This is a genomic window from Dolichospermum heterosporum TAC447 (assembly GCF_024584745.1).
Classification (GTDB): domain Bacteria; phylum Cyanobacteriota; class Cyanobacteriia; order Cyanobacteriales; family Nostocaceae; genus Dolichospermum; species Dolichospermum heterosporum.
This window is the reverse complement of sequence record NZ_CP099464.1, coordinates 4666318-4682348: the sequence shown is the minus strand read 5'-3', so window position 1 is coordinate 4682348 and position 16031 is coordinate 4666318. Positions and strand designations below refer to the sequence as shown.

Here is a 16031-nt window from a genome sequence, read left to right as displayed (position 1 = left end):
ACAGGTGACAGGTGCTACGCCACGGTGACAGAATAAAAGGCAAAAGTGAAGATAAATATTTTCTTTAGCCCCTTTATTTGCTCTAGCTACCAGTTTCTCCATTTTCTCATTTTCCCAGTCACCTAAAATTTAATTTTTAAAGTAAAATACTTACTTGCTTTATCTCACCAATTTTCTAGACGCAAGTTGTGTGAACATAAGCTAAATCGCATACCTCAACCAGCTACCATCGTGCAAGATACCGACTCCATAAATGACATTGCTGCTGCACTCCAACAGCCAGCAGATTTAGACTTTGCATTACCCGATCCAGAAGATGAACAAATTCCTGAGTCCGATTTTTTACAACAACTTGATGTAGCATGGCAGGTATGCGATCGCTTTGATTTGCAAACGGAAATTTGGCGAGGGCGGATTTTACGTTCTATCCGTGATCGAGAGAAGAAAGGCGGAGATGGGCGCGGTACAGGCTTTCTGAAATGGCTCAAAGAACGCGAAATCAGTAAAACTCAAGCCTATAGTTGGATTCAATTAGCTAATAGTGCTGATACCTTGATATCAGATGGTAAACTGAACCCAGACACGGTTAATAACTTTAGTAAACGGGCATTTGTAGAAACCGCCAAAGCCGCACCAGAAGTGCAACAGATGGTGAGTGAAGCGGCAGAAAAAGGCGATCGCATTACCCGCAGAGAAGTCCGTCAACTCAGCGACGAATGGACAGCCATGTCCTCCGATTTATTACCAGAAGAAGTCAGGGAAAAAGCCGCAGATAACAGTCTGCCACCGCGCTACATTGCCCCTCTGGTCAAGGAAATGGAAAAACTGCCCGAATTGCACCAAAAGGCATTACAAAGGGATATAGCCGCCAATCCTGACGTTGATACAGTCAAACAAGCCACTTCAGAAGCCCGACAATTAGCCAAATACCTCAAATCTGCCGCCCAAGTGCAAGCCTTAATAGCGGAAGATGTGGATATTGAAACTGCCTTAGAAGAAGCGCAAAGAGTCGGTTGTTTAAGTATTGCTGCTGACTTGGTAAATCAAGCATCGCAAATTGAACAAACTATTGGCAAATTGTATATGACCTGGAAAAAAATCAGTAGTTTAGCAGATAGATTATATGTAGATACTGGTGCAAGTACACCCAATTTGCGATCGCTCCTCACCTGCATAGAACCACTAGGAGGGGAAATCATGGAACTGCAATTAAGCGGTACAATAGAACACACAATTAGATTACAGATTCAGGAAACGAATTAGGTGATTTGGAACCAAAGGATGATAACTGATTCCCAACTAGTACCGCAAGGCGGGAGTCAAAAGTCAAAAGTCAAAAATAATATGGCTAGGACTTACGCATTGACAGAAAATCCCAAATAGGGGGTGTGACTTTCAGGGATTTAAACCCGATTTTTCGATGATTTTTTAGCGAACTGCTTGCAGCAGCACTTCGCTATCGCTATTTATCTAGACTTCATCCGCAAAACCTGAAACGACCAAATCTCGTTCATTCACACGATGGTTAATTTATACAGTGCGTAAGTCCTATAAATTTACTAAAATTAACAATATCTAATATTGACATTACGTCAAATGTGCTTAATTATTATACTGATGACTAATGGAACTGGCACATTAGTAGGGTGCGCCAGATACTAAGAGTCTATTTATTTACATAATTTATGCACTGTCCCCCACTCTACAACAGGCTTCCTGGTGTAATGCTTGCATAAGTTCTAATGGGGAAAGACAACGTGCTTATTACATCAAGGTAAGGCTAAAATACTCCCAAAATTGGCGGATTAAAAGCTGATTACCTTCTTAACAGTACGGGATAACCTGGGCTATTTTTAGCACTATTTAACTTTTCCGTATGAGTCAATGCACGAAGTTGTCTTAATACTCACCAATCATTAATAAGAGCAATTGTTTGATCGCATCTGGCTAATGCGTGAAAATCTACTTAGGAATCGCCAATCCCATGCTCTTATTTTTCATTGAGGTAGAGGGTGAAGTCTAGTTTTGTCTAAGTTTGAGATAGCAGTTCACAATTCAACAAACACCAAAAGGATTTTTATGGTTTTTACTCGCAAAAATGTGTGGGCTAACAGTGGGGATTTCGATGATCCGGTTTTGTACTGGTACGCTAGGGGTGTTAGAGTCCTCAGAGCTAGGACAATTTCAGATCACACAAGCTGGGAATTTTTGGCTGCACTTCATGGTTTTGACCCCGTAATATGGCACGTTGAAGGCTTCCTGACCTTGGGTGAAAAGTTACCACCTTATTGGGTACAAAGCCTTTACTGGAAACAATGTCAGCATGGAAGCTGGTACTTCTTACCTTGGCATCGTGGCCATTTGCTGTCATTTGAAACAATAGTGCGTGAAGCTATTAAACAGGAAATGATAGAAGACGAAAAGAAAGGTATCAAAGTTAATTACCATTGGACAGATTGGGCTTTACCTTACTGGAACCCCGCCGATCCAAAAGATAATTATCGTGCAACACGAATACCACCAGCATTTACCAATGAGTATATGCCGGATGGGTCTGAAAATCCCCTCTATATCAAAAAACGGAACGGAGAGCTAGTCACACTGCCACAAGAAATTGCTAAAGGAACAGCAGAGGCAAAGCAACGTTACGAACTTATACAAAGAAACGTGCTAAGTCTAAAACAGGCATTGACTCAACCCAGTTTTATAGGAACATCTAACTCTTCAACTGGTTTTGGTGGGTTAAAGACCAGTTTTAGCCATGACCCTGTAGCCTTTGGTCAAATAGAAAGCAATCCACATAACAACATTCATGGTCTTGTTGGTGGACTGATGGGTGACGGAGTCACCGCTGGTCTTGACCCTATATTTTGGTTGCACCATGCCAATATTGACCGCCTGTGGGAAGTTTGGCTCAAAAGTGATCCGGAGCATAAAAACCCATATGAGCGGCAGTCACTACCAAATACACCAGAAAACAAAGCGGACAACCAAACAATAGAACTTTTCAATAGAACACAAAAAGAGTGGCTCAACGGTCCGGGTGAACGTGGCTTTATGGTACCTTTGACATCTGGACAAGTCTGGGAGTTCAAACCAAAGGATGTTGTCAATACCTTGGCACTGAAAGTAGATTACCAGTATGATCTCAGTTATCAATATGATGACATTTCAAATCCCCTCAAAGATATCCCTACCAAGCCTGCCGGAATAAAATCCGAACCGATTGGTGCTAGTACCACCAGCACAGGATTAAAAGAAGCAAATAGAACTTCGATAGAGATTCAAATAGGAGAACCTGCTACAGGAGGGGGAGTAAAATACTCTCCAGAGCATAGGTTTTTCCTGCATCTGGTGAACATCACCAGCAACAAGGATGGTAGGATCATTAACGTGTTTGTTAATCTTCCTAAAGGTGCTTCAGGTTATGATTATCCTGATCTGTATGCGGGTAGTATCTCCTTTTTTGGTGTGCGCCAAGCATCCGCAGGTGGGGGACTAGGAGTTACCGAAGTTTTTGAAATTACCGAGATCCTTGCTAGACTTCGATTTGGCGGACGGGAAGGAACTAAACACCTTAAAGTTACTTTCATCCCACTAAATGAAGATAATCCAGCCGATGATATGAACGTGGAGCAAGTACTCCTCTATCGTGAGGCGTGTACAGTCAAGTAATGAGAATCACATTAAGTAGATACATATCATTTATTAGTGAGCCTCCTCTACCGACGCTGCTGAAAGTTTCCCTGATTGCTTGGGGGGTGATGTTGCTACCAGGAGAACTTCATCAGGTCATGTCAGGACAGATGATTGCTGTCTCAGTTCATGGGCATGGACAGATGATTCACTCACTAGATGGTATGCTCTCTTTCCACTCCCTGGCAATGATGGTATTGTATTGGTTGGTTATGTTGGTTGCTATGATGTCCCCTCAACTAGCCCAACCAATCCGTCACCTTTGGTTACGTAGCTTAACCCGACGGCGTTGGATTGCCATTGTTTTGTTTCTTCTTGGCTATGTCAGTATCTGGACTCTAGCAGGTTTGATATTAATGCCTGTTGCAGCTTTGCTGAGGTTTTTTGTGGGCGAGGGATGGTTTGGAGCTTCTGGTGTTGCCTTACTATTAGTTATTTTTTGGCAGTCCAGCCCGTGGAAGCAGTCCTGCTTGAACCACTGCCATTGGACTCCTCGCCTTTCACCTTTTGGACTGGCAGCTAATTTAGACTGCTGGCGCTATGGGATGGTTAATGGCCTTTGGTGTGTAGGGAATTGTTGGGCTTTAATGCTCTTACCTCTAACTGTCTTACAAACACACCTGATTATTATGGCCGTGGTAACTTTGATACTAATGTTTGACCGATACCGTCCCGTACGCCTTGCAAAATGGCGGATTCCCTTTGAGGAGAAAATCCTAAACAAGCTGTCACAACTCAGTACCAGGTATGGTATTGGAATTGACAATTCATGCATGGATTTAGAGACGTTCTATAGAACGTCCCTAAAACGATTGTAGAATGTTAATAAGTGATTCCCAACGACAAATTAAGTAGTGAAACAGAATTAATTACACAATATCATTGCGTTAGCGTTGCGTGGCGTTAGCCATAGGGAACGAAGTGAAATGAAGCAATCGCAAGGGTTGTGATTGCTTCCCTTCGCTCGTAATCACTGTAAATATTTTTGTCCAATTACTTAAGAATTAAGAATTAAAGACTTCTTCCATTTTCTTCGCCAGTTCCACATCTAAATTGCTGATAGCATTACCGATATCGTGGGTAATAAGATTAACCTGAACAGTATTGTAAACATTAAACCATTCCGGGTGATGTCCAAGTTTTTCCGCGTGAACACCCGCACTAACCATCCAACCCAACGCCGTTGCAAAAGAGCTAAATTTATATTCTTTGTATAATTTGCCTTCTTTGATTTGCCATCCTGGTAAACTATTCAGGGCTAATGTCAGTTCGGTTTCGCTCAATTTTTGGGCTGCCATTTTTCTAACCTACACAGAGATTTATAGAGACTAATCCTCTCTAATTATCATCTTTTTCTGTGTTTATGCTTCCATCTTTTGAGTAATATTTGCTGATACTTAGGGCTTGCTGAATAAACCTACAACCCAGACGCATGAAGAGTCTCATCTGTATGAAAGATAAATGAGGTGCGAGGAAAGTGTGATCATAGCATCAAAAATCGTTCAATTTTCCAGACTTGATATTACTTCTAACTTCTTCTAAATCCTCCTGATAGCGCAGCGTGGCGTTAGCCATACTTCTAGCCCTCACAGAAATTGTTCTGGGTTAAATTTTTCAGAGTCAGCAGTTTAGTCCTCTTCATCATCACCAAAATCAGGTTCAACACCAAGAGCGCGTAATTGTGCTGCTAATCTTTCTGCACGTTTTCTTTCTCGCTCCCCTTGTTTTCTTTCCCGTTCTGCCGGTGTGAGAACCCAGTTACCTGAAGTATCATACCAGCGTAACCACTGCCGTTCAATGCCTTCATAAACACCTTGCCACAGTCCCAAACCTAATTCAATATCATTTAACCACACACGCAGTTGATTGATTTCCAGTTCAGCATAACTACTACCCTGTAATTGAAATGCTCTTAACTGGTCAGTGTAACGGTCAAAAACTAGATAATAGGGTACTCTTAAAACTCGTTCGTAAACTTCCCACTTAGTTGGAGGTTGACTAACATCTCGTAGGGTTCTCCCTAAATCTTCTTTTTCTGTTCCTGGTGAAATAAATTCTACCACTACAAAAGGATTAACACCTTCTTGCCAAACTACATAACTCAGCCGCAGTTCTTTTTGTGCATACAACCTGGGGACATCAACGACAGCAAACCAGTCAGGGCGTTTATACCATAATGGATGATGAACGTCGTAGTAAAGATTTAAGTCTGTGGCGATAAATACCTGATTTTCCGGGAACTTGGACGGACAAAAAGTTTCCCGCAATAACTGGGGTTGTAAAAGATGAAATTCGTCTGGCAAACCGGGTTCCTCTGGGTCTTCGCTAGGTAAATCATACATTGTCGGTAGGAATTCCTTAGCAGAACGCGGTGGGTCTGTTTGATACATAACGGCTGCAAAAAAGAAATGTCAACTTCACTATATGCTTGTTTTAATTCTTGATATTGCAATAAATCCAGTGCTAACTTTATTGCTTGAGAACTAGATTTACACACTTTAATAATTTTGTAGTTCTTAACAAGCTGTACTAATGGTGCTGGTATTTACTTTTTTATATTTGAGTGATAAAATTTAGCTTAATACATGAAGCACAGAACCACGCTCCGATATTTATCAGGGCGGTGGTCTAGTTTGTGCAATAATGTATATTGATTTTAATTTACACTTACAAGGAGAAAATTGTGATACTGAAGAAAATTGGTATACTGGAACTGTTGCTAGTTATACTAGCTTTACTTGTTGTTGCCTTTATTTTTCAGAAGGCGGATTCCCTAGCTACAACGATTTTGGCTATCGTTGAAAGGTTCAAATAGAAAACCAACGAACAGCACGAAATTCAAGTTATTTGCAGTAACTTCGCTATTTGCGTGCTAACTAAAAAAATGGGTGGACTGCTATGATTAGCATTCTGCCTTTTTTTATTGACATATTTAACATGATACACACTTTCTCTATCGTCGTCAAGTCTTACAGGAGTTTTTAGATTATCGTAACGAGTTTTTCTCGTTCCTAGTCTCTGACTAGGAATGCAGTTGATGAGGCTCTGCCTCAAGTACCAGGACAAAATCGGGTAAAATGGCTTTTATTCTGGGATTGGAGGCAGAGCCTCCTGGTAGGCATTCCCAGCCGGAGTCTGGGAACGAGGGAGAATTAAAAAGTATTTAGGTGAGCAATGCCCACCCTACTGTTTAATAATAATTAGCTGATTTGCGATAATGTACTGCTGTGACAGCATCTTGATTTAAGACTTTACCATCATCAACAGTGGCATAAACTAACCAATGATCACCGGCTTCCATCCGACTTTGGACAGAACATTCCAAATACGCTAAAGCACCATTGAGAATAATTCCGCCATTATTAGATTCTTGAGTGTCCAATCCGGCAAATCTATCTTGTCCGGGGGCGTAAACTTTCATAAACTGCTTACGGATTTCCCTCCCTTCTGCTAGAATGTTGACTACAAATTTGTTATTTGTGTGAGTCATGTTTTCCATAGCGCGGTCCTTGGCTACCGCAATAGTTAAACCAGGCGGATTAAAACTGGCTTGTGTCACCCAAGAGGCTAACATTCCCGTTTTTACTTCTCCTTGGGTTGCTGTAACCACACATATAGAACCAACAATCCGCCCTACTGCTTGTTCTACATTACTTGCAGGTTGTTTAGCGACAACTGATTTTTTCGTGGCGCGTTTCAATGCTTGGGCGAAATCAGTTCCCGCTTCTTCGCAGGTTTGCAGGGTGATTTCATTGGGTTTGAATTTAACGCGAATGGTGTCAAAACCAAATCTGTATCCTGCGTCTTTGAGTTTACTTTCAATTAAATCAACGGCTTCTCCACTCCAACCAAAAGAACCAAATACACCGGCTAATTGATTGTTAGTAGCAGTAGAAAGGACAATTCCTAAAGCTGTTTGCACAGGTGTGGGTGCGTGTCCACCTAATGTGGGTGAACCTATGATAAAACCGGCGGATTTTGCAATGGCGGCTTTGATTTCTTCGGGTTCGGTAAATTCGCAATTGATAGATTCGACACTGACACCGGCTTTGGTGATGCCGCGAGCGATCGCCTGTGCTAAAGTTGCAGTATTCCCATAGGCAGAAGCATAAATTAAAGCCACTGTCATATCAGCGGAAGTTTGCTGTTTAGTCCATTCCCGATAGCCTTTGGTAATATCAATTAAACCATAGCGGACTATTGGACCATGACCAGTAGCATACATTCGCACTGGCAAATCTGCTAATTTTTCTAAAGCTGTTTCGATTTGTCTGGCGTGAGGTGCCATTAAACAGTCAAAATAATAGCGTCTGTCTTCGTTAAATACTTCCCAACCTTCATCAAAAACTTGATCTGAGCAAATATGCGCTCCAAATAATTTATCAGAAAACAAGATTTCTGTTTGCGGGTCCCAGGTACAAAGTTCGTCAGCGTAACGGGGGTTAGGTGTGGGAATAAATTGTAAATGATGTCCTTTTCCTAAATCTAGGGTATCTTCTCCCCGCATGACCAAAATTTGTAAATCCTCTTTTTCCAAAGCTGCGCGGAGATTTATCGCCCCTGGGTTAGAACAAACAAAGGTAATTTGGGGGGCAATTTCCAGTAGTGCTTTTAAGGTTGCGGCGCGGTTGGGGTTAACGTGACCAAGAATTACATAATCGAGTTTTTTGACATCAAACCGCTGTTGTAAGGCTTGGAGGTATATTTCGGTAAAAGTTTCGCCAGGGGGGTCAAGCAAGGCATTTTTATCGCCTTGGATGAGATAAGAATTAGCCGTTGTTCCCTTAGCTAAAGCATATTCAATTTCAAATCTTAATCTTGCCCAACTGCGCGATCGCAATATTATGGTATCTGTAGCAATGGGCAATATTTGCACGTCACGGGGTTTATTAGTCATTGGTAATTGGTAATTGGTAACGGGGAAAAACTCCTGCCCCTCTCCTCCCCCCTGCATGATAAGTTTTTTTAAAGTCTACGACAGACAGGACGAGAGAGGGCGCGACGGGGTTCGAGAGTAGTGTAAGCGCCTAAGAGAGAGACGGGTAAGCGGTTAGTTAGAAGTTCAATAATTTTGGTATTGATGCTGGTAGCTGGAGTATCATCGGGAAGATTAATGAAAATAGCTCCAGCCGTGAAGGCTTCCGGCCAAGTTTTAGGATTGGCAAGTCCTCTATCACGGGTGATGATAATGGCATCAGCAGCAATAGCAGCTTCCATAACTTTAGTATCAGGATGTCCGCGTAACCCGATGTCCCGTACATCTTGCACCGTGAACCCCAGCACCGCAATTTGGGGTGCTAGGGAACGGGGCATATTTTCATCAACGAGGAAGTTCAAGATTTATGCTCCCAATGCAGTGACTTGGGTGTGTTTAACCAAATCAGCTGCGTAACTGAGAGCAGCTTCAACTTGATTTTTACTGAGTTCGTATTCTTGCATGACTTCTTCCTTGCTCATACCACCAGCAAGAGAGCCAATAATAATAGAAATAGGAACGCGGGTTTCAGTAATAACAGGTGTACCGTGGTGGATACCACTATCTACGCTAATATGCGGTGCAATTTCCATATATACCTTTTTCTTTGCTATTTTTTCATTGTGCCTGTAAATCTAGCTAAAGCATATTCAATTTCAAATCTTAATCTAGCCCAACTGCGCGATCGCAATACTATGGTATCTGTAGCAATAGGCAATATTTGTACATCACGGGGTTTAGTTTCTGACATAGTTTTATTTCCAAAAGAAAATTCAATAAAATCACAAATTTGTAAATAACTCTCTTGTCCCCCTCCTCGCTTGCGGGGAGGGGCTAGGGGTGGGGTTTTAACCATCGCCAATCTCCTCCAAAACCCCCTCTATCCTCAACAAAACATCCTCATTTTTAAATCTCACCACCCGCAAACCCAAAGACTCTAAAAACTCTTCTCGAATAGCATCTTCTACTTGAGTATAATTGTGAATTTCTCCATCTACTTCAATTACTAATTTGATTTCATGGCAATAAAAGTCAACTATAAATCTATCAATTACCTGCTGACGACGAAACTTAAAACCCAGCAATTGCTTATTTTTTAATCTTTGCCAAAGTTGCTTTTCTGCTAATGTGGGTTCAGTCCGCATTTGTCGGGCTAAAGGTTTGAGTTTTTGCCATATTTCTGGTGGAGTTTGCCAAGGAACAGAAACCCCACCCCCTAACCCCCTCCCCGCAAGCGAGGAGGGAGGACAAGAATTAGGATTGGGTATGTGATAATTTTTCATATTTTGCTGTTTCTATTTGAGTGATTTTCAGCTATTTTACTAGTAGGTACTGATTCGGTACATCTGAGGAAATTAAAAACATAAGAAACAAAGGACATCATGATCAGCACTAATGTTCAAAAATGGGGGGGGTAGTTGCTTCCCTGGTAAGCATTCTAGCTCTTTCTGCTCCTGCTAGGGCTATAACATTTGGTTTTACTGGTGATTACGCACCTAGCAATTGGAATCTGACAAATTTAAATGCTGATGGTTCGGTAAATACAAGTAATGCTCCAAATTCTATTACTTTGACTGGCGGTGATAATGGCTCAGACAGTTTGGGCATAACCACTTACAGTATTACTAATACTAATCCCCTCCCTGTTAATATCAGCTTCAACTGGTTATATAGTTCACTAGATGCACCTGGTTTTGATCTGTTTGCCGTAAATCAGAATGGTAGTTATACTACCATAGCAAATAGTAATGCTGGTGGCACTTATACCACCCTAATTCCCAATGAAAATACATTCGGCTTTAGCATTGCCACTGCTGAGAATGGCTTTGGTAGGGGAAGTGTAACAATTAGCGACTTCAGTGCTACTCCTGTTCCCTTTGAGTCTAATGCCGCGCCAGCAGGTATGGCGATTGTCTTTGGTGCTTTTTTCGTGCGGAGAAGATTGCAGCAGCGCTCGGCTCAGAAGATGTTAGCAGAGTCGGTTGATTCTGGATTGATTCATGAGCCAACAGTTGAATAAAATCAAAGATATGTGAATAGAAATTTGTTTCTTTCTTGTCCCCCTCCTCGCTTGCGGGGAGGGGCTAGGGGTGGGGTTTTAACCATCGCCCAATCTCCTCCAAAACCCCCTCTATTCTTAACAAAACATCCTCATTTTTAAACCTCACCACCCGCAAACCCAAAGACTCTAAAAACTCTTCTCGAATAGCATCTTCTACTTGAGTATAATTGTGAATTTCTCCATCTACTTCAATTACTAATTTGACTTCGTGACAATAAAAGTCAACTATAAATCTATCAATTACCTGCTGACGACGAAACTTAAAACCTAGTAGTTGCTTATTTTTTAATCTTTGCCAAAGTTGCTTTTCTGCTAATGTGGGTTCTGTCCGCATTTGTCTGGCTAAAGGTTTCAGTTTTGACCAGATTTCCGGTGGACTTTGCCAAGGAACCCCACCCCCTAACCCCCTCCCCGCAAGCGAGGAGGGGGGACAAGAATTAAGCGGGGAGGGGGGACAAGAATTAGGATTGGGTATGTGATAATTTTTCATATTTTGCTGTTTCTATTTGAGTGATTTTGAGATATTCTACTGCTAAGTACCGAGTCGGTACATCTGAGGAAATTAAAAACATAAGAAACAAAGGACATCATGATCAGCACTAATGTTCAAAAAATGGGGGGGTAGTTGCTTCCCTGGTAAGCATTCTAGCTCTTTCTAGCCCTGCCAAAGCCGTTACCTTATTTGGTAATTATTCATCTACAAATGATGGAAGTAGTACTACTCTTAATAATCCACAAGTGGGTAAAGCCATTGGATTTACCCTACCTGTAGCTACTAACTATACCCTAGATAGCATATTACTTCGTCTAGGCAGCTATAATACCACTGCGGGTGATGTGGTACAACTGCAAATCTATAGGGATGCTGCCAAAACTAGCAATAATCCCCTTGGCACAACTCTTGAATCGCTGACGTTTAATAATCCCAGCTCTGGTAGTGATGCAATCGGGAATTTTAGCTTTACACCAACTACAAACTTCACCTTTTTAGCAGATACACGCTATTGGCTGTTAATGACTGTTCCCTCTGGTGATGGTGTTCTTTGGAGAGCGAATAACCCAAGTCTTTCACCGACTGGAATTACTGGTATGGTTAATAACGGCTATCAGGGTACTAATGGCGGTGCTACCTATAGTACGAGCATCACTTTCAACAGTTTCCAAATTAATGCTACTGCTGCGACTCCTGTTCCCTTTGAGACTGATGCCGCACCAGCAGGTATGGCGATTGTCTTTGGTGCTTTTATCTTGCGGAGAAGGTTGCAGCAGCGCTCGGCTCGGAAGATGTTAGCAGAGTCGGTTGATTCTTGATTGATTCATGAGCCAACAGTTCAGTAAAATCAAAGATTTCTGAACATAACTCCCCTTCTCTCCTGTCCCCTTCTCTCCTGTCCCCCTCCTCGCTTGCTCCTCGCTTGCGGGGAGGGGCTAGGGGTGGGGTTCTAATAATGATTCCCGACTTTCCGGTGGTGTACTGCTGTCATGGCATCGGGATTTGATACTCTACCAGCGTAAGCTGTGCTGTATACTGCCCAATGATCGCCACAATCCATGCGGCTGACGACTTCGCACTCTACGTAAGCTAGGGCATCTGTGAGGATAGGTGCGCCATTTTCTGCTGGTTGGGTTTTCACTCCTTGAAAACGATCTGCACCGGGGGCAAATCTCTTTAAGAAGTGTTTCATTAATGGTTGATAGTTACCTTCTTCGAGTACGTTGAGAACGAAGCGATCGCCTACTTGCATGAGTGATTCTATCGCCCGATCTTTGGCAACTGCGATGGAAAAGCCCAAGGGTTTAAAGCTGGCTTGACTTACCCAGGACGCTAACATGGCGCTGGATACGTCGTCTTTTTTGGCTGTGATAATATATAAACCGCCGCTAATTCTGCCTAAAGCTTTGTCTAAGTCAGCCGCAAGGGATTTCATGGCTTTGATGCTTTTGTCTCTTGTTACCCATTGTCCTAAGTCTGTACCAGCTTCTTCACATTTTTTATAGGTGTTGGCTGTGGGTGTTTCCCGAATTTCAATGACGGGGAAAGCGATATTTAAGCCTAAAGCCCGGAATTTATTTAATATGGGATAGGTAGGTTCATCATCTCCTCCACCGGTTTCAAAAATGCCAATGGCTTGTTTTTCTTTGGCTGAACCTAAAACGGTGCTGAGTGCAGCTTGAATGTTAGAATTGCTGGATGCTGGGGGCATTCCCACGACTAAACCTGTACAACGTCCTACTAATTCCCGCAGTTCTTGTAATTCGTTAACGCTGGCTAAATCTACTATTTCGACAGCGACACCGGTTTTTGTAATCCCGTTAGCAATAGATTGGGCAATGCGATCGCCAAAACCGTACTCGGAGACGTAAAATATCCCTACAGGGGTTTCGGCTTTGGTTTGTCCTTGACTCCAACTGCGATAGCGTCCAGTTAATTCTTCGACATTATGGTATAGTAGGGGTCCGTGTCCGGTGGCAATCATGCGAATTGTTTTCAATTCTGCCATGCGCTTCATTGCGGACAGGACGGAACGGGCATTTGGACCCATTAAACAATCGTAGTAATATTGAAAATCGGCTTCTATTGCTGCTAAATCGTCATCAAAGGTACTTTCTGAGCAGTAATGTAACCCGAAAGCGTCGCAGGTGTAGAGAATTTGGGTTTTGTGGTCAAAGCTGAAAATGGTATCCGGCCAGTGTAAATTAGGAGCTATGACAAATTCAAATTCGTGTCCATTTCCTAAATCTAGGCGATCGCCATTTTTGACAATTTTCCGGTTAAATGGTTGATGTACCATATCTTCCAAAAACTGAATTGCCACTTTTGACGCAACTACGGTTATATGAGGCGCGAGTTGTAATAAGTCTTTCACTAAACCGCTGTGATCTGGTTCAGTGTGACTCACAATTAAATAATCAATGTCTTGGGGATTAATTAAACCCGTGAGAGTATCAAAATAAAGTTGGCGAAATTTTTCATGGGAGGTATCAACCAGGGCGATTTTTTCACCCCGAATCAGAAAAGAGTTGTATGTCGTGCCATTTTGTAAACCAAATTCAATATCAAAGCGATCGCGGTCCCAATCTAAAGACCTAATTGCGGTAGTATCTTCACTAATCTCTACAGTATTTATAGTCAGACGCTTTTCTAGTTTCTCGATAAGCAATACCATAACGCCCCTCTTTAATAAATTGAGTATTTATGCCTTGCTCTTATTGTGGCACGGGTTGAATATTAATTTTTCTTAAAAAACCTATGAGTAAGTTAAGAAAATTAAAACTGTGAACAATCATCCCCAGCTAAAAGATCAATATCATGTTTCTATAGTCCTTATGGTCGGCAATTCCCGCCTCCATTGGGCATTATTCATAGACAAAACTTTATACTCAACTGGGGATACATTTCATCTATCTGCATCTATTATCCAACAATTAGCTCAATGTCCAACCTTAGATAATTGGTTGACAGCGATTTCTTTACCTAACAATCTTCCCATTACCCCAGATTATCCTATACCCCTGATTCTCGCTTCTGTCGTTCCTAGTCAAACCGCATTGTGGCAAAGTTATCCTCATCTTCACATCATTACCCTAGAAGATGTCCCATTACAGAGAATGTATCCCACACTAGGAATTGATAGGGCTTTAGCGGTATGGGGTGCGGGAATAACTTGGGGATTTCCCATATTAGTAATTGATGCTGGTACAGCATTGACTTTTACAGGTGCAGACAATCATCAATGCTTTGTTGGTGGGGCAATTTTGCCGGGTTTAGGGTTACAATTTGCCAGTTTGGGACAAAAAACCGGACAATTACCATTATTAAAACCTGGTTTAATGATATCTTTACCACTACATTTTGCCATGAATACATCAGATGCAATTCAAAGTGGCGTAATTTACACCTTATTAAGTGGGATAAAGGATTTTATTGAGGCTTGGTGGCGGTTATTTCCTGGTAGTCAGGTTGTAATGACTGGTGGTGATAGTAATTTATTGAAAACCTATCTTTATCAACAAGTTCCAGATATAGCAGAACGATTAATTGTAGATAATTATTTGATATTTCAGGGAATTGGAAATATAGTGATTAAGTAATAAATCTCTAAAACTCGGCTCTACCGTATCAGGAACAGATTTTTCCGAATCAACACCTAACCCCTTAACAAGTTTAGATCCCCGACTTCTCAAAGAAGTCGGGGATCTGGGTTTGACGATATATGGTAAAATTGGATTCAAAACCACACAGAAAACATGGCTACAAAAATCCCCGTTACCGTCATCACAGGCTTCTTAGGAAGCGGTAAAACCAGCATTATCCGTCACCTCCTCCAAAACAACCAAGGACGACGGATAGCAGTATTAGTCAACGAATTTGGCGAACTGGGGATAGATGGAGAATTATTGAAATCCTGTCAAATTTGCCCTGAAGATGAAACAGAAGCAAATCCAGAAACTAACATATTTGAACTGACAAACGGCTGTTTATGCTGCACGGTTCAAGAGGAATTTTACCCGACAATGCGGGAATTAATTAAACGCCGCGATAGCATAGATTATATTATCATTGAAACCTCTGGTTTAGCATTACCAAAACCCTTAATTAAAGCCTTTCGTTGGCAAGAAATCCGCAACGCTGCTACAGTAGATGCAGTAATTACAGTAGTAGATTGTGCCGCAGTTGCAGCGGGAACATTTGCTAGTGATTTAGATGCGATCGCCGCCCAACGCCAAGAAGATGATAGTCTAGAACATGAAACGCCATTACAAGAATTGTTTGAAGATCAACTTGCTTGTGCTGATTTAGTGATTTTGAATAAAACTGATTTGGTTGATAGTGAAACACAAGCACAAGTCCTAGAATTAGTCAAGAATGAATTACCTAGAGTTGTGAAAATTGTCTCTAGTGATTATGGTAAATTAGATCCATCTATCTTATTAGGATTTGCTGCCGCAGTTGAAGATAATTTAGATGATCGTCCTAGTCATCACGACACAGAAGAAGACCATGATCATGATGATGAAATTAACTCAACTCACGTGATTTTAGACCGGACATTTGACCCCGAAAAACTACAAGCAACATTAGAAAAGCTGGCACAAGAACAAGAAATATACAGAATTAAAGGTTTTGTGGCGGTTGCTAATAAACCCATGCGGTTAGTTATGCAAGGTGTGGGAAATAGATTTGATAAATTTTATGATCGTCCTTGGAAAGTAGAAGAACCAAAACAAACCAGTTTAGTTTTTATCGGTCGTAATTTACAATCTTCAGCAATAGAATCTCAATTAGTAGCTTTGTAA

General features: G+C 41.6%; 16 protein-coding genes. 7 read left to right on the top strand and 9 right to left on the bottom strand.

Going from position 1 to position 16031, the window contains the following annotated elements; genetic code table 11:
• Positions 1-231: 231 nt before the first annotated feature.
• The 3 genes from NG743_RS21235 (at position 232) to NG743_RS21225 (ending at position 4514) form a co-directional block, all read left to right on the top strand.
• Complete coding sequence (locus tag NG743_RS21235; protein WP_027401936.1) at positions 232-1263, top strand: hypothetical protein; 1032 nt, start codon at positions 232-234, stop codon at positions 1261-1263.
• A gap of 816 nt (positions 1264-2079) precedes the next feature.
• Positions 2080-3675, top strand: a complete 1596-nt coding sequence (locus NG743_RS21230; protein ID WP_257120835.1) for a tyrosinase family protein — start codon at positions 2080-2082, stop codon at positions 3673-3675.
• Positions 3675-4514 carry a DUF2182 domain-containing protein gene (locus NG743_RS21225; RefSeq protein ID WP_257120834.1) on the top strand — a complete coding sequence of 280 codons (840 nt, stop codon included), beginning with the start codon at positions 3675-3677 and terminating at the stop codon, positions 4512-4514. Before NG743_RS21230 ends, NG743_RS21225 begins: the two co-directional genes overlap by 1 nt.
• Before the next feature lie 186 nt (positions 4515-4700).
• Here NG743_RS21225 and NG743_RS21220 read toward each other — a convergent pair whose 3' ends face one another.
• The 7 genes from NG743_RS21220 to NG743_RS21190 all read right to left on the bottom strand — a co-directional run bounded on the left by NG743_RS21220 (position 4701) and on the right by NG743_RS21190 (position 9954).
• Positions 4701-4994: a 4a-hydroxytetrahydrobiopterin dehydratase gene (locus tag NG743_RS21220; RefSeq protein ID WP_027401938.1), complete on the bottom strand. Its 294-nt coding sequence runs from the start codon at positions 4992-4994 to the stop codon at positions 4701-4703.
• Positions 4995-5324: 330 nt separating this feature from the next.
• Entirely contained in the window at positions 5325-6086 is a 762-nt protein-coding gene (locus tag NG743_RS21215) for a Uma2 family endonuclease (protein WP_257120833.1), read from the bottom strand.
• Between the two features lie 800 nt (positions 6087-6886).
• Positions 6887-8593 (bottom strand): diflavin flavoprotein, encoded by a 1707-nt coding sequence (locus tag NG743_RS21210; RefSeq protein ID WP_257120832.1) that lies wholly within the window; start codon positions 8591-8593, stop codon positions 6887-6889.
• A gap of 68 nt (positions 8594-8661) precedes the next feature.
• Positions 8662-9033, bottom strand: coding sequence for a DUF5615 family PIN-like protein (locus tag NG743_RS21205; protein ID WP_257120831.1), 372 nt, complete (start codon positions 9031-9033; stop codon positions 8662-8664).
• Between the two features lie 3 nt (positions 9034-9036).
• Positions 9037-9264: a DUF433 domain-containing protein gene (locus NG743_RS21200; RefSeq protein ID WP_257120830.1), complete on the bottom strand. Its 228-nt coding sequence runs from the start codon at positions 9262-9264 to the stop codon at positions 9037-9039.
• 17 nt (positions 9265-9281) lie between these two features.
• Positions 9282-9527 (bottom strand): hypothetical protein, encoded by a 246-nt coding sequence (locus NG743_RS21195; RefSeq protein WP_257120829.1) that lies wholly within the window; start codon positions 9525-9527, stop codon positions 9282-9284.
• Complete coding sequence (locus NG743_RS21190) at positions 9520-9954, bottom strand: endonuclease domain-containing protein (RefSeq protein WP_257120828.1); 435 nt, start codon at positions 9952-9954, stop codon at positions 9520-9522. The genes NG743_RS21195 and NG743_RS21190 overlap by 8 nt, the downstream gene beginning before the upstream one ends.
• Positions 9955-10076: 122 nt before the next feature.
• Between NG743_RS21190 and NG743_RS21185 the strand changes: the two genes are divergently transcribed.
• Positions 10077-10691, top strand: a complete 615-nt coding sequence (locus NG743_RS21185; RefSeq protein ID WP_257120827.1) for a hypothetical protein — start codon at positions 10077-10079, stop codon at positions 10689-10691.
• A 64-nt stretch (positions 10692-10755) separates the two neighbouring features.
• Here NG743_RS21185 and NG743_RS21180 read toward each other — a convergent pair whose 3' ends face one another.
• Positions 10756-11067 (bottom strand): endonuclease domain-containing protein, encoded by a 312-nt coding sequence (locus NG743_RS21180; RefSeq protein WP_236630506.1) that lies wholly within the window; start codon positions 11065-11067, stop codon positions 10756-10758.
• Positions 11068-11471: 404 nt separating this feature from the next.
• Here NG743_RS21180 and NG743_RS21175 point away from each other — a divergent pair, with 404 nt between their 5' ends.
• On the top strand, positions 11472-12044 hold the full coding sequence (locus NG743_RS21175; protein ID WP_257120826.1) for a choice-of-anchor R domain-containing protein: 573 nt from the start codon (positions 11472-11474) through the stop codon (positions 12042-12044).
• A 131-nt stretch (positions 12045-12175) separates the two neighbouring features.
• Here the strand turns inward: NG743_RS21175 and NG743_RS21170 are convergent, their stop codons facing one another.
• Positions 12176-13900, bottom strand: a complete 1725-nt coding sequence (locus NG743_RS21170; RefSeq protein ID WP_193964316.1) for a diflavin flavoprotein — start codon at positions 13898-13900, stop codon at positions 12176-12178.
• Between the two features lie 160 nt (positions 13901-14060).
• Between NG743_RS21170 and NG743_RS21165 the strand changes: the two genes are divergently transcribed.
• Together NG743_RS21165 and cobW are read left to right on the top strand one after the other, a co-directional pair.
• A complete protein-coding gene (locus NG743_RS21165) occupies positions 14061-14825 on the top strand; it encodes a pantothenate kinase (RefSeq protein ID WP_027401943.1) in 765 nt (254 codons plus the stop codon).
• Between the two features lie 156 nt (positions 14826-14981).
• Positions 14982-16031 (top strand): cobalamin biosynthesis protein CobW, encoded by a 1050-nt coding sequence (cobW, locus tag NG743_RS21160; RefSeq protein WP_027401944.1) that lies wholly within the window; start codon positions 14982-14984, stop codon positions 16029-16031.